The 13,981-nt window shown below is 70.8% G+C and carries 15 protein-coding genes; 9 read left to right on the top strand and 6 right to left on the bottom strand.

The window, feature by feature from the left end:
* Positions 1 to 71 precede the first annotated feature (71 nt).
* The 3 genes from mqnE to ACFYPG_RS09800 all read left to right on the top strand — a co-directional run bounded on the left by mqnE (position 72) and on the right by ACFYPG_RS09800 (position 2,117).
* Positions 72 to 1,241, top strand: a complete 1,170-nt coding sequence (mqnE, locus tag ACFYPG_RS09810; protein ID WP_091395685.1) for an aminofutalosine synthase MqnE — start codon at positions 72 to 74, stop codon at positions 1,239 to 1,241.
* Between the two features lie 23 nt (positions 1,242 to 1,264).
* Positions 1,265 to 1,702 (top strand): hypothetical protein, encoded by a 438-nt coding sequence (locus tag ACFYPG_RS09805; RefSeq protein ID WP_355004821.1) that lies wholly within the window; start codon positions 1,265 to 1,267, stop codon positions 1,700 to 1,702.
* Between the two features lie 73 nt (positions 1,703 to 1,775).
* Complete coding sequence (locus tag ACFYPG_RS09800; RefSeq protein ID WP_387351841.1) at positions 1,776 to 2,117, top strand: DUF4229 domain-containing protein; 342 nt, start codon at positions 1,776 to 1,778, stop codon at positions 2,115 to 2,117.
* 61 nt (positions 2,118 to 2,178) lie between these two features.
* Here ACFYPG_RS09800 and ACFYPG_RS09795 read toward each other — a convergent pair whose 3' ends face one another.
* Positions 2,179 to 3,516, bottom strand: coding sequence for a C39 family peptidase (locus ACFYPG_RS09795; protein WP_387351358.1), 1,338 nt, complete (start codon positions 3,514 to 3,516; stop codon positions 2,179 to 2,181).
* A gap of 209 nt (positions 3,517 to 3,725) precedes the next feature.
* On the opposite strand from ACFYPG_RS09795, the gene ACFYPG_RS09790 reads away from it, so the two are divergent.
* The 4 genes from ACFYPG_RS09790 (at position 3,726) to ACFYPG_RS09775 (ending at position 8,966) form a co-directional block, all read left to right on the top strand.
* A complete protein-coding gene (locus ACFYPG_RS09790) occupies positions 3,726 to 5,618 on the top strand; it encodes a M14 family metallopeptidase (protein WP_387351356.1) in 1,893 nt (630 codons plus the stop codon).
* Positions 5,619 to 5,972: 354 nt separating this feature from the next.
* Positions 5,973 to 6,902, top strand: a complete 930-nt coding sequence (locus ACFYPG_RS09785) for an ABC transporter substrate-binding protein (RefSeq protein WP_355004824.1) — start codon at positions 5,973 to 5,975, stop codon at positions 6,900 to 6,902.
* A gap of 235 nt (positions 6,903 to 7,137) precedes the next feature.
* Entirely contained in the window at positions 7,138 to 8,166 is a 1,029-nt protein-coding gene (locus ACFYPG_RS09780) for an iron ABC transporter permease (RefSeq protein WP_355005181.1), read from the top strand.
* On the top strand, positions 8,163 to 8,966 hold the full coding sequence (locus ACFYPG_RS09775) for an ABC transporter ATP-binding protein (protein WP_355004825.1): 804 nt from the start codon (positions 8,163 to 8,165) through the stop codon (positions 8,964 to 8,966). The genes ACFYPG_RS09780 and ACFYPG_RS09775 overlap by 4 nt, the downstream gene beginning before the upstream one ends.
* 37 nt (positions 8,967 to 9,003) lie before the next feature.
* Here ACFYPG_RS09775 and ACFYPG_RS09770 read toward each other — a convergent pair whose 3' ends face one another.
* From ACFYPG_RS09770 to ACFYPG_RS09750, 5 genes are all read right to left on the bottom strand, one after another.
* On the bottom strand, positions 9,004 to 9,768 hold the full coding sequence (locus tag ACFYPG_RS09770; RefSeq protein ID WP_355004826.1) for a VOC family protein: 765 nt from the start codon (positions 9,766 to 9,768) through the stop codon (positions 9,004 to 9,006).
* A gap of 93 nt (positions 9,769 to 9,861) precedes the next feature.
* Positions 9,862 to 10,599 carry an ABC transporter permease gene (locus ACFYPG_RS09765; protein ID WP_355004827.1) on the bottom strand — a complete coding sequence of 246 codons (738 nt, stop codon included), beginning with the start codon at positions 10,597 to 10,599 and terminating at the stop codon, positions 9,862 to 9,864.
* Between the two features lie 10 nt (positions 10,600 to 10,609).
* Positions 10,610 to 11,572, bottom strand: coding sequence for an ABC transporter ATP-binding protein (locus ACFYPG_RS09760; protein ID WP_387351354.1), 963 nt, complete (start codon positions 11,570 to 11,572; stop codon positions 10,610 to 10,612).
* Positions 11,569 to 11,880: a transcriptional regulator gene (locus ACFYPG_RS09755; RefSeq protein WP_355004829.1), complete on the bottom strand. Its 312-nt coding sequence runs from the start codon at positions 11,878 to 11,880 to the stop codon at positions 11,569 to 11,571. The genes ACFYPG_RS09760 and ACFYPG_RS09755 overlap by 4 nt, the downstream gene beginning before the upstream one ends.
* Entirely contained in the window at positions 11,877 to 12,521 is a 645-nt protein-coding gene (locus ACFYPG_RS09750; RefSeq protein WP_387351352.1) for a transporter, read from the bottom strand. Before ACFYPG_RS09750 ends, ACFYPG_RS09755 begins: the two co-directional genes overlap by 4 nt.
* Before the next feature lie 136 nt (positions 12,522 to 12,657).
* Between ACFYPG_RS09750 and ACFYPG_RS09745 the strand changes: the two genes are divergently transcribed.
* Both ACFYPG_RS09745 and ACFYPG_RS09740 read left to right on the top strand, forming a co-directional pair.
* Positions 12,658 to 13,053 carry a type VII secretion target gene (locus ACFYPG_RS09745; RefSeq protein ID WP_355004831.1) on the top strand — a complete coding sequence of 132 codons (396 nt, stop codon included), beginning with the start codon at positions 12,658 to 12,660 and terminating at the stop codon, positions 13,051 to 13,053.
* Positions 13,050 to 13,976, top strand: coding sequence for a WXG100 family type VII secretion target (locus ACFYPG_RS09740; RefSeq protein WP_357196611.1), 927 nt, complete (start codon positions 13,050 to 13,052; stop codon positions 13,974 to 13,976). The genes ACFYPG_RS09745 and ACFYPG_RS09740 overlap by 4 nt, the downstream gene beginning before the upstream one ends.
* Positions 13,977 to 13,981 lie beyond the last annotated feature (5 nt).

Below are 13,981 nucleotides of genomic sequence, written 5' to 3'. Positions count from 1 at the left end.
CGACCGTGCCGCCGGGCCCGTCGGTGTCGCGACGTACGCTCGATCCGGACCGCAGGTGGAAGGGACGTGCCATGGACGCCGGACTCAAGCGTGAGCTCGAAGCGAAGGTGTACGCCGGTGAGCGGCTGACCCGGGAGGACGGGGTCGCCCTCTACGAGAGCGACGACCTGACCTGGCTGGGGCGGCTGGCGCACCACAAGCGCACCGAGCTGAACGGCGAGCGGGTGATGTTCAACGTCAACCGGCACCTCAACCTGACGAACGTCTGCTCGGCGTCCTGTGCGTACTGCTCGTTCCAGCGCAAGCCGGGCGAGAAGGACGCGTACACGATGCGCATCGACGAGGCGGTCCGCAAGGCCAAGGAGATGGAGGACGAGCAGCTCACCGAGTTGCACATCGTCAACGGCCTGCACCCCACGCTGCCCTGGCGTTACTACCCGAAGGTGCTGCGCGAGCTGAAGGCGGCGCTGCCGAACGTCAAGCTCAAGTGCTTCACGGCGACCGAGGTGCAGTGGTTCGAGAAGATCAGCGGCCTGAGCGCCGACGAGATCCTCGACGAGCTGATGGACGCTGGTCTGGAGTCGCTGACCGGTGGCGGCGCGGAGATCTTCGACTGGGAGGTCCGACAGCACATCGTCGACCACGCCTGCCACTGGGAAGACTGGTCGCGCATCCACGCCCTGGCGCACAGCAAGGGCATGAAGACCCCGGCGACGATGCTGTACGGCCACATCGAGGAGCCCCGGCACCGCGTCGACCACGTGCTGCGGCTGCGTGAGTTGCAGGACGAGACCGGCGGCTTCGCGGTCTTCATCCCGCTGCGCTACCAGCACGACTTCGTCGACTCGGCGGACGGCAAGATCCGCAACCGGATCCAGGCGCGCACCACGATGGCCTCGCCGGCCGAGTCGCTGAAGACGTTCGCCGTCTCCCGGCTGCTCTTCGACAACGTGCCGCACCTGAAGAACTTCTGGGTGATGCACGGGCTGTCGGTTGCCCAGCTCTCGCTGAACTTCGGCGTGGACGACCTGGACGGCTCCGTCGTCGAATACAAGATCACCCACGACGCCGACTCGTACGGCACCCCGAACACGATGCACCGGGACGACCTGCTGCACCTGATCTGGGACGCCGGCTTCCAGCCCGTCGAGCGGGACACCCGCTACAACGTGGTCCGGGAGTACGACAAGGCCCCGTCGCTGGCCGAGCGGCGCGCCGAGCCGCAGCAGGTCTGGGCCTGAGCCACCACGTACCCTCGCAGTCGATGACCGAGCAACGAGGACCTGAGCCGCAGAGCGGGTTTCCCCGCCGGGACGCCGAGGGCCGCATCCGTACCCTGGGCGATCTGCTCGGGGTGTGCCTGGCCGGCCTGGTCATCGGCGTGCTCGCGTTGGTGTTGTTCGACTGGGCGTTCGCCTCGATCGGCGCCGGCGACTTCGGGCACACGAACGGTTGGCTGGCGGTGATCCTGCCGGCCTGGCTGTTCTGGGACGACTTCCGGGCCTGGGAGTTCGGCGCGGCCCGGGTGGTGGCGGCGGTGGTCGCCGCTGCCGTCGGGGTGTTCGCCGGGTTGCTGATCGCCGGTCTGGGTGCGGGGTTGCCGCCGCTGCTCTCCGGGGCGTTGGCGGCGGCGGCGTTCACTGTGGCGTACGCGGCCCTCTGGTTCCCGGGTGTCCGCTGGCTGGCCCGCCGGACCGGCTGACCGCGACCGCCCGTCGGGCGGCTCGACCCTTCCGCCGGCAGTGGCGGGCGACGGAGAGAACGGAGTGGTGCAGGTGAGTGCCGCGCTCAAGTACACGCTGGGCCGGATCGGGCTGTTCGTCGCAGTGCTGGCGGGCCTCTGGCTGGTCGACATGAACGTGTTCCTGAAGCTGATGCTGGCGCTGGTGTTCTCCGCCGCGCTGTCCTTCTTCCTGCTGCGTGGTTGGCGGGACGAGATGGCCGGGGAGATCGCCGAAGCAGCCGAGCGCCGCCGCACCGAGAAGGAACGCCTCCGCTCCGCCCTGGCCGGCGAAGACCACACCCCCCCCCCCACCCCGACCCCCCCACCCAAACCCCCGACTCCCAGCGTTGATCATGAAGTTATTGCCACGACACGCCGACCGGCCGGGCAATAACTTCATGATCAACCGCAGGTGACCCGCCGGCCGGAGCTGATCCCGGGCGCGGGGCAGAGGGTTACCAGTTGGTGGAGCCGGAGCGCTTGGGCCAGGGCTTTGAGATCGGCTTGATCAGGTACGCGATGCCACCCGAGCCGCCGGAGACGCCGCCGCTGGCGTTGGTGCGCTTGGTGCGTAGCCAGATCTGCTCGAACTGCGCACGCTTGTAGACGTTGCGCACGACGTCGTTGCTGGACGAGGCCGGGTCGTTGACGATCACGTCGCCGTCGGCGGTGAAGCCGACCACCACGAAGAGGTGCCCGGAGGTGCCGTAGTTCGCCCCGTCCAGCTCACTGGCGAGGAATGACTGGCTGGTCACGACGGGGATGCCGGCGGCGATGAAACGCTCCAGCTCGTCCAGCGAGTGCAGCCGGGTCACCCGGCCCTCCAGCCCGGGGAAGCTGGCCGCGTACGCGGTGTTGAACGGCCAGTTGCCCGCGCCGTCGTACGCGTAGTCGTAGGTCATCCGGGCGGCGTGGTTGACGGTCGGGTCGGGGTAGGTCGGGTCCACCCAGGAGGTGTCGGCCGCCGACGGTCTGCGACCCCAGTACTCGACGACCATCTCCGTCGAGGTGGGTGAGCACCACGCCTCGCCGCCGCCGTCGTACTCGGGGTAGTGCCCGGAGTGCACGTTCTGCGAGTAGCGCGGCACGGGCAGTTCCCGGCCCCAGGCGATGTGTCCGGCGCTCGGCGCCACGGTGAACCGGTCCGGCACTGTGCTGCTCATCGCGCCCAGCATCCGGACCACCGGGGCGGCGCTCTGCCCGGGTGCGCGGTAGAGGGTCAGCTTGAGCTGGTACGACCGCAGCAACACTCCGGCGGTGGCGTCGTCGATGCTGAAGGTGTCGGTCCAGATCGTCGACCAGGGATCGCCCTGCCGGTTGACGCTGGTCCGCTTGATGTCGGTGTCGCCGGACGCCCAGCGACCCAGGACGTACCACGGGGTCTGGTCGCCGCTGGTGTAGCTGCCCTGCATCTCCACCTGGATCCAGGTGCCGGCGGGGGTCTCCGCGTTCCAGGAGGCGATCAGTTCGGTGGCGTCGAACCCGACCCGGGTCACCGGCGAGGTCCAGGTGCCGTACTCCCAGGTGCGGGTGGTGCCGGTGTGCGGGTCCGCGTACTCGGTGGTGCCGGCCGGGCGGGCCAGGGTGACGCCCGATCGGGCGCCGGGCACGACGCGGGTGCCGGCCCGGCTGCCCCGGTGCCAGTCGGCGGGCCCGGACCAGTCCTGGTAGGTGATCTGCTCGTCGTGGGCGGGGGCGGGCGGGTGCGCCGCCAGCGCGGGTGTGGCGCTGGTGAGCAGGGTGAGCGTGGTGACGCCGGCGAGGGCGGCCGCGCGCAGGCGGGGTCTGGCCATGGGTGCTCCGCGGTGTCGAGGGGGCATCGTCGCTGGTCAGTTTTCCGCTTGGAGGGAAGTTTCGCCAGGTGTTGATAGGTGGAAAATCATTGCCGCCATGATGATCCGCCTGGGATGGCCAACGCAACGATCAATATTGATATGACCATGTGACAGGTGGTGAAGTGTCCTCACCGAGCGGGATCTCCCGCCCATCGAGGAGGTAGTCCATGGCCCTCCGCACGCCCATCCCCCTCCGCCGTGTCCTGGTGCTCGCTGTCGTCACCGGGCTGGGCATCGTCACCGTCGCCGCCGGCCCGGTCACCGCCGGCCCGACCGCCGCCCGACCGGCACCGGACCGCACCGCTGAGCAGGCCGCCGCCGGCTACCGGGTGCTCGGGCCCCGGACCCTCGCCGACCGCAACGCGGTGGCCCGCACCGGAGCCGCCATCGACTACTCCGAACACGGCGTGCTGCACATCTCGGCCACCGCGGCCGAGGCCGCCGCGATCGGCAAGCTCGGCTTCCGGTTGGAACCGCTCGCCCCGCCGCCCAACGCCGAGCGCGGCGCCGGCGACTTCGGCGCGCTGGCCTTCCCGCCGGCCGACTCGAACTACCACGACTACGCGGAACTGACCGCCGTCGTGAACCAGGTCGTCGCCGACCACCCGGCGATCGCCCGCAAGATCAGCATCGGTTCGTCGTACGAGGGCCGCGACCTGATGGCCGTGAAGATCTCCGACAACGTCGGCACCGACGAGAACGAGCCGGAGATCCTGTTCAACTCCCAGCAGCACGCTCGTGAGCACCTGACCGTCGAGATGGCGATCTACCTGCTCAATCTCTTCACCGACAGCTACAGCAGCGACTCCCGGATCACCAACATCGTCAACGGCCGGGAGCTCTGGATCGTGCCGACGGTCAACCCGGACGGCAGCGAGTACGACATCGCCACCGGGTCGTACCGGTCCTGGCGCAAGAACCGGCAGCCCAACAGCGGCTCGTCCAACGTCGGCACCGACCTGAACCGCAACTGGTCCTACAACTGGGGATGCTGCGGCGGCTCGTCCGGCACCACCTCGTCGGAGACCTACCGGGGGCCGTCGGCGTTCTCCGCGCCCGAGACGCAGGCGCTGCGCAACTTCGTCAACGGCCGGGTCGTCGGCGGTGTGCAGCAGATCAAGGCCAACATCGACTTCCACACGTACTCTCAGCTGGTGCTCTGGCCGTACGGCTACACCACGGCGAACACCGCGACCGGGATGAACGCGGACCAGTACAACACCTTCGCCACCATCGGTCAGCAGATGGCGGCCACCAACGGCTACACCCCGGAACAGTCGAGCGATCTCTACATCACCGACGGAGACAGCCTCGACTGGATGTGGGCGACCCACAACATCTGGGCGTACACCTTCGAGATGTACCCGGGCTCGTCCGGCGGCGGCGGCTTCTACCCGCCCGACGAGGTGATCCCGGCACAGACCTCGCGCAACCGGGACGCGGTGCTGCTCCTCAGCGAGTACGCCGACTGCCCGTACCGGGCCATCGGAAAGCAGGCGCAGTACTGCGGCGGCGGTGGCGGCACCACTGTCTGGTCGGACACCTTCGAGACCGCCACCGGCTGGACCATCAACCCGTCCGGCACCGACACCGCCACCCTCGGCGCGTTCGAGCGGGGCGCCGCCCAGGCGACCACGTCCTCCGGAGCCAAGCAGCTCACCCCGTACGCCGGGTCCAACGACCTGGTCACCGGCCGGCTCGCCGGCTCGGCGGCCGGTGACTACGACGTGGACGGCGGAGTGACCAGCGCCCGGTCACCGGCTGTGACACTGCCGTCGTCCGGCACGCTGACGCTCTCACTCGCCTGGTACCTGGCGCACGGCTCGAACGCCTCGTCGGCGGACTACCTGCGGGTGAGCGTGGTGCACAACGGCGGCACCACAGCGCTGCTCACCCAGGCCGGAGCGGCCAGCAACCGTAACGGAACCTGGGCGGTAGCCAACCTCAACCTCACCCCGTACGCCGGCCAGTCGGTCCGCGTGCTCGTCGAGGCGGCGGACGCGTCCGGAGCCAGCCTTGTGGAGGCGGCTGTGGACAACGTCACCATCACGTCCTCCTGATCGGGTGGGGCCCCGTCCCGCCCCGGCGGGGCCCCACCACCCGCTCCTGAGCCTCCAGATCCGGGACAAACCCCTCGTGCGCCACCGCTCTGAGATCGACCCACGCTGATCGGCCCTTGATCGATCCGGCACGTCCCGGCGGTGCGCTACCGTCTTAGCGACCAGTCCGCAGCGAAGCCGGTGCTCATCCCGGCGCTGTCCCGCAACTGTGATGCCCCACCGGTCGGTGGGGACGAGCCAGGTCGCCTACGGATCGGTCGCGAAACGCGCTCTCGAGGAAGGGCGCCTCGTGGGCGGGCGTACGAAAGTCCCTGTCGGCGAAGCACCACACTCCTCGACCGACAGGAGGCCCCTATGAACAGACGTACCCCTCGGATCTTCGCGGCGACCCTCGCGGTCGCCGCGCTCGCCCTCGGCGCCTGCGCCGAGAAGGCCGACGACAAGCCGAGCGCCGGCACCGCTGCCGCCGCCTACCCGGTCACCGTCGGCGCGCTCACCCTCGACAAGCGCCCCGAGAAGATCGTCGTGCTGTCGCCCACCGCCACCGAGATGCTCTTCGCGATCGGTGCCGGCCCGCAGGTGACCGCCGTCGACGACCAGTCGAACTACCCGGCCGACGTGCCCAAGACCGACCTCTCCGCCTTCCAGCCGAACGCCGAGGCGATCGCCGGCAAGAACCCTGACCTGGTGGTGCTCTCCGACGACCGCAACAAGATCGTCGAGCAGCTCGGCAAGCTGAAGATTCCGGTGTACCAGACCCCGGCGGCGGTCACGCTCGACGACTCGTACCGGCAGATCACCGAGCTGGGCACGCTGACCGGTCACGCCGACCAGGCCACCGACGTCGCCACCCGGATGAAGGACGACATCGCCAAGCTGGTCAAGGACCTGCCGCAGCGCGCCGAGAAGCTCACCTACTTCCACGAGCTGGGCCCGGAGCTCTACAGCGCCACCAGCAAGACCTTCATCGGCTCGCTCTACAGCCAGGCCGGCCTGACCAACATCGCCGACCCGGCCGACGCGGACGGTAAGAACTTCGGCTACCCGCAGCTGTCCCAGGAGATCATCGTCAAGGCCGACCCGGACTTCGTCTTCCTGGCCGATGCCAAGTGCTGCCAGCAGAGCGCCGACACGGTCAAGGCGCGCAGTGGCTGGGCGGGCCTCACCGCGGTGAAGAACAACCAGGTCGTCGCCCTCGACGACGACATCGCCTCCCGCTGGGGCCCCCGGGTCGTGGACCTGCTCCGGGTCATCGTCGACGCGGTCGCCAAGGTGCCCGCGTGACCGTCGTCCGTCGGTGACCGGGCCGCGACAGGTGTCCGATCCGGCACCAACCGGTCAGCCGACCGAGCCGCCACCGCCATCCCCGCGGGCCGAGCCACGTTCTCCGGCGCGGCCCGCCGGGCTGCGGTCCACGGCCCGGCCCGCCGGGCTGCCGCCCGGGGCGCGGCCCGCCGGGCTGCCGCCCGGGGCGCGGCCCGCCGGGCTGCCGCCCGGGGCCCGGCCCGCCGGGCTGCGTATGCGGTGGCTGGTCGCGGGCCTGGTGGCGGTGCTCGTCGCGCTCGTCGTCGGGGTGTCGCTCGGCCCGGTGAGCCTGCCCCCGGGCAGCGTCGCCGCCGAGCTGCTCAACCTGATTCCCGGGGTGCACCTCGACAGCGGGCTGACCGAACGTGAGATCGCGATCGTCACCGAGCTGCGCCTGCCCCGGGTGGTGCTGGGCCTGCTCGTCGGCGGTCTGCTCGCCCTCGCCGGTGGTTGCTACCAGGGCGTGTTCCGCAACCCGCTGGCCGACCCGTACCTGCTCGGTGTGGCCGCCGGCGCCGGCCTCGCGGTCACCGCGGCGATCGCCCTCGGCGGCGCCGGCCGGCAGGGGACGCTCTCCGGGTTGCCGATGACCATTCCGCTGGCCGCGTTCGCCGGTTCGCTGCTCGCCGTCACGATGACCTACGTGCTCGGCGCGGCCGGTGGGCGACGCGGATCACCGGCCATGCTGATCCTGGCCGGGGTGGCGGTCTCCGCGTTCCTCTCCGCCGGGCAGACGTACCTCCTGCAACGCAACGCCGACACCATCCAGCCGGTGTACTCCTGGTTGCTCGGCCGGCTCGCCACCGCCGGTTGGCACGACGTGCTGCTGGTGCTGCCGTACGCCGCGCTGACCACCGTGGTGGTGCTGCTGCACCGCCGCGAGCTGGATGTCCTCGCGGTCGGCGACGACGAGGCGAGGAGTCTGGGCCTGCACCCGCAGCGCACCCGGTACCTGTTGATCGCCGCCGCATCGCTGGGCACCGCCGCGGCGGTCTCCGCGACCGGCCTGATCGGCTTCGTCGGCATCATCGTGCCGCACACCGTCCGGCTGCTCGCCGGGTCCAGCTACCGGGTGATCCTGCCGATGTCACTGCTGTTCGGCGGCGCGTTCCTGGCGCTGACCGATGTGGTGGCCCGCACCGCCGCCGCTCCGTCCGAGCTGCCCATCGGAGTGGTGACCGCCCTGCTGGGCGGCCCGTTCTTCGTCCTCGTGCTGCGGACCGCCCGGCGAGCGCTCACGTGAGCCACGAACCCGCCGCCGGCACGCCGGCCGTCGAGGTGCGCGGGCTGCACGTCGACCTCGGTGGCACGCCGATCCTGACCGGCGTCGACCTCACCGTCGCCGTCGGCGAGTGGGTCACCGTGATCGGCCCGAACGGCGCCGGCAAATCCACCCTGTTGCGCGCCGTCGGCGGCCTGCTGCCCGCGCCGAGGGCGATCAGTCTCTTCGGTACGCCGAGTGCTGCGCTGCGCCGCCGGGACCGCGCCCGGATAGTGGCCACGGTGGCGCAGTCCCCGGTGGTGCCGCCCGGCATGTCGGTGCTGGACTACGTGCTGCTCGGCCGCACCCCGTACATCCCGACCCTGGGCCGGGAGTCGACAGCCGACGTCGACGCCGTGCACGAGGTGCTGGGGCGGTTGGACCTCGCCGGCTTCCACCGTCGCGAACTGGCCACCCTCTCCGGCGGCGAACGGCAGCGGGTGTTCCTCGCCCGCGCGCTCGCCCAGGGCGCGACGCTGCTGCTGCTCGACGAGCCGACCAGCGCGCTCGACATCGGCCACCAGCAGGACGTGCTCGAAGTCGTCGACCAGCTGCGCCGGGAGCACGGCCTGACCGTCCTGGCCACGATGCACGACCTCTCCCTGGCCGGGGAGTACGCCGACCGGATGGTGATGCTCGCCGCCGGTCAGGTGGTGGCCGCCGGAACTCCGACCGAGGTGCTGACCGAGGAGCTGCTCGCCACCCACTACCGGGCCAGCGTCCGGGTGGTCCCCGGCTCCCACGGCCCCCTGGTGGTCCCCGTCCGCCCCACCCGCCCCTGAGCACGCGCCACCCGGCCCTGAGCACGCGGGCGCTGGGTCAGGGGCCCAGGTCGATGACGGAGAAGAGGGCGCCCTGGGGGTCGCGGAGGGCGGCGAAGCGGCCCGCGGGGATGTCGCGGGGCGGGACCAGGATCGTTCCGCCCAGCTCGGCGGCGCGGGCCGCGGCGGCGTCCGCGTCGGCAACCGCGAAGTACACAGTCCAGTACGCGGGCAGGTCGGCCGGGAAGTCGTCGGCCAGCGGCGGCATCATCCCCGCGACGATCTGCGTCCCGAGCCGCCACCCGGTGTACGTCATCGCACCCACCGCCTGGTCGTCGGGCTGCCAGCCGAACACCAGCTCGTAGAAGACCTTCGCGCCCTCGGGGTCGGGGGTGACCAGCTCGTTCCAGCTCATCGCGCCGGGCACGTTGAACACCTCGGCACCGGCCATGGCCAGTGGCTGCCAGACGCTGAACGTGGCACCGGCAGGGTCGGCGAAGACCGCCATCCAGCCCCTGTCGAAGACCTCGAACGGTGGTACGACGACCTGACCGCCGGCCCGTTCGACCCGGCCGGCGACCAGCTCGGCGTCGTCGGTGGCGAGGTAGGTCGACCAGATCGGGATCTGGTCCGGGATCGCGGGCGGGCCGGCGCCGGCCACCGGCTTGCCGTCGAGCAGGAAGACCGTGTAGCCGCCCGCCTCGGGTTCCGGGGTGACCCGGCCGGTCCAACCGAACAGCTCCGGGTAGAAGCGCCGCGCGTCGGTCAGGTCCGGGGTGGCCAGGTCGGCCCAGCAGGGCGTACCCGGCGGGACGGTGCTCACGTCAAGACCCCTTTCGGCCCGGCGGCCACGGCGGCCCCCTGCCGGAATCCTGGCACCGTCCCGCCGCGGCCCGGGGCGGAAACGGACGAATCGTCAGCTGAACCGGCGACCCTCGTCCCGTCGGTACGCCCAACCGGCGAGCGCGGCGAGCAACACCACCCAGACACCGAGCATGATCAGTGCCAGCGGTTGCACGTCGTAGTCGGCCACCGACGCCCACATCAGTTCGGCAGCGCCCCGGGTCGGCAGGTACGGCGCGATCGTCTCGATGAACCCGGGCGCGTCGCCCGGCGCGGAGAGCAGCCCGCCGCCGAACGCCAGCGGCAGGAAGATCAGCTGTGCCACCACGATCGCCGCCTTGCTCGGCAGCAGGTAGCCGATGGCGAGCCCCATCAGCGTGAACGGCACCGAGATGACGGCCACCGTGCCAAGAGCCAGAAGGAACGCCGCCGGCGTGACCTGGGCCGCGGTCAGCGTCGCGCCGATCACCACGACCGGGATCAGCGAGAGGTAGGTCAGCGCCAGGCCGGCCAGCACCCGGCCGGCGAACCGCGGGGCCGGCCCGGTCGGCAGGGTCCGGGTGTACGGGTTCCAGGGCTGGTCGCGGTCCTCGGCGACACCGACGCCGTACTGGAAGATGTTGGCGCTCATCACCGAGAAGGTGACCATCGACGCGGTGGCGTAGGTGGCACCGACCGGATCGTCACCGGCGAACGGCACCACGAAGAAGATCATGGAGGCGGCCGGGAAGAAGGCGCTGCCGAAGACGGCCACCGGAATCCGGATGATCTCCAGGAGTTGGTAGCGGGCGTGGACCAGGGCGAGCTGCACGGTCGCCTCCTCAGACGGTGGTGGGTCGGCCGCCGGCAGCGGCGGTGGCGGGACTGTCGTCGGCAGCGGTGGAACGGTCGGTGCCGGCGAGCGTGTCTTCGCTGGACGTGTCTTCGCTGGTGATGGCGAGGAACGCCTCCTCCAGCGAGGTCGGCCGTACCTCCAGGTCGGTGAACGGGGTCCGGGCCGTGACAAGCGCTCGGACCAGTTCGTCGGCGTCGGTGGTGAGCAGGTGCAGCCGACCGTCGACCCGTTCGGTGCGAACCACCCCCGGCAGGTCGGGCAGGTCATCGGCGACCAGGCTGACCCGGCGTACGCCCACGATGCCGCGCACCGCGTCCACTGTGTCGTCGGCGAGCACCCGTCCCTGCCCGATGACCACCACCCGGTGGGCGAGTGCCTCCACCTCCTCCAGGTAGTGGCTGCTGAGCAACACGGTCCCGCCGTCGTCGTGGAATGCCCGGATCGCGTCCCAGAGGGTGCGCCGGGCGGCAACGTCCAGGCCCGTGGTCGGTTCGTCGAGCAGCACCAACCGGGGCCGGCCGACGAAGGCCAACGCCACCGCCAGCCTGCGGCGTTGCCCGCCGGAGAGCCCACCGGTCTGCCGTCGGGTCAGGTCGGTGAGGCCGAAGCGGTCGAGCAACTCCGCCCGGGGCACCGGGTCGGGGTAGTGCGCGGAGACGAAGTCGACGACCTCGCCGACGCGCAGTGTGCTGGGCGGGCCGGTCTCCTGCATCGTGACCCCGATCTGTCGCCGGCTCGCCGGGTCGCGGGGGTCGCCCCCGAACAGCTCGACCCGCCCCGAGCTGGGGCGGCGCAGGCCCGTCAGCAGTTTCATCAGGGTGCTCTTGCCGGCGCCGTTCGGCCCGAGCAGGCCGACCAGCTCACCGGCTTGGACTTCCAGGTCGACACGGTCGAGCGCGAGGACGTCGCCGTACCGGCGGCTGGCCTGGTCGGCGCGGGCGAGGGTCATGGCTGCTCCTTCGACGGGGTGGGGTCGAGCAGGGCGCGGATTGCTTCGGTGTACTCCTCGAATGCCAGCCGACCTCGCCGGCTGAGCCCGACCAGGGTCGTCGGAGTGCGTCCACGATGGGTCTTGCTGATCTCCACGTAGCCGGCGTCCTCGAGTTTGCGCAGGTGCACCGAGAGGTTGCCGGCGGTCATCGCGAGCAGCTCCTGCAGGCGGGGGAACGCGATCTTGTCGTTGACGTTGAGAGCGGAGAGGCTGGCGACGACCCGCAGCCGGGCCTGCGCGTGGATGACCGGATCCAGCTCGGTCACGGCTGCTGTCGCTGTCGCTGCCGCCGCCGGGCGAGCGCGCCGGCCACCAGCATTCCGCCGCCGCCGGCCAACGCCACGATGAGCGGGTGCCAGCCCGGCCCGGCGAACGCCCCGACCAGGTTGATCACGCTGATCCAGACGCCCAGCCGGAACAGGTCCTGGTCCAGCCAGACCGCCCCGCCGGCCATGTGCAGCGCACCGGTCAGCCCGACGGCGGTCGCCGACCAGAGCAGCGCCGCCAGGTCGTGCGGCAGGTGTTCGGAGATCCGGCCCAGCCCCGCGTAGACGCTGACCGTTCCGAGCGCCCAGGCGTACCCGTACCACTTGCCACGCCGGGCGGAGTCGCCGGTCACCTGGCCGTAGGCCCGCATGCTGACCACCGCCTGGGTCGCTCCGGCGGCCGCGAGCAGTACGAAGAGGACGGTCAGCGGCAGCCAGCTCGGCAGTGCGACCAGCGCCCGCTCACCCGGGGGGAATCGCAGGAAGAACAGCCCGAAACCGACCAGCCAGGCGACACCCCACGGCCAGTAGAGCAGGCGGGCGTCGGGGTCGAGCTGGCGTGCCGTCGCTGACCGCTGGTCCTGGATCAGCTGGAGCGCCGCCGCGGCGTCAGTGGGTGGTGAATCATCGTCGAGGTCCACGCAAACTACTTTACGACACAAAGTCGAGCGGGGTGACCCCGTCATCACCGACGGGACCCCCCGATGCCGGCGAGCATTGCCTATGGTGGTTCAGTCGTGACGACTGATCCGTCGCACAGGCCACAGGGGAGGGTTCGTGTCAAGCCCGAGCAATGAGCTGGAGGTCCAGCCGGAGGCTCTGACGGCGTTCGCCGCCGGGTCCAAGGATCGGGCGGCCCGTTTCCGCGAACTGCACCGCGCCTTCGGCGACGGGCACGTGCCACGGCACGCCTTCGGGGTGATGCCGGCGTCCTTCAACCTCGCGGCGTCGTACGCCGAGCAGTTCGAGGCGTGCCTTCAAGGGCTGGCCGACGGCGCCGAGATGATGGCGGACATCGCCGAGGGGCTCACCGACACCGCCGCCGCCTACACCGGCACCGACGTGGCCAACACCGACCTCTTCGTGCCCGGCCGCCCGCCCGCTCCCGACCTCATCGCACCCGGCCCCTGGTCGGGTGGCAACGGCGCTCCGACCGGTTCGGTGCCGGCGTGAGCACCGAGGCGTTGCAGCGCAACAAGACCTACTTCGAGCAGATCGTCTCGGGCACGCCCGAGCCCTTCAAGCCGCTCTCCAACGCGGTGCTCTGGCCGTTCGAGCAGCTGTTGGAGCTGGTCGCCGGCGAACCGGACGACCTGATGCGGGCCGCGCAGCTCTGCCTGGACACCGGCGCTGCGGTACGGGAGATCGCCGGTGACCAGATCGCCGACCGGGCCCGCCTGCGTGGCGCCTGGTCGGGCGACGCGGCCGAGGGCTTCCACGCCTCCATGGAGTCGGTCGAGGCGGCGATCGAGGAGCTGGCCCAGGGGCTCGACGGCACCAAGGACGTGCTGGTCGAGGCGGCGAACGCGGCGGTGGACGCGTTCAATCTGCTGGTCGAGCTGATCCTTGAGTTCCTGCTCTGGTTCCTCACCGAGGTGATCATCGCGGCGGTGGCCGCGGCGCTGAGCGCCGGCGTCTCGTTGGCCGCCACGGTGGTCCGGGTGCTGGCCCGGCTGGCCACCACGGTGGGTCGGATGGTCAAGATCGTCGCTCGGTTCGCCGAGGTGCTCACCCGCCTCGCCGCCCGGCTGGGCAAGGTCGCCGGGCAGCTCCGCAAGTACGCGGAGACCGTCATGGAGATCAAGAAGCGAAAGAAGCAGTACAAGCTGCTCAGCAAGGGCGGCTGGACGCCCGAGGGGCGGGCCTTCCAGGTCGAGAAGTTCAAGACTCTCTTCCCGGGCAAGTTCGTCATCAACCAGGTCTCGCCGGTCAACATCCCCGGGTTCGGCGGCGCTCTGCTGGACACCGGCGTGGGCCTGCACGACATCTCCGACGGGCAGAAGGACCGCAACTACCTGGTGGACGGCACGTACAGCGAGGACCTGGGCCCGTACACAGCGGGTGTGCAGAATGTCTTCGACTCCATCGTGAACTGAGAGGC

The organism is Micromonospora sp. NPDC005553 (assembly GCF_042871765.1).
GTDB lineage: Bacteria > Actinomycetota > Actinomycetes > Mycobacteriales > Micromonosporaceae > Micromonospora.
The sequence above is the reverse complement of the archived record's forward strand: the minus strand, read 5'-3'. Positions and strand labels throughout refer to the sequence as shown.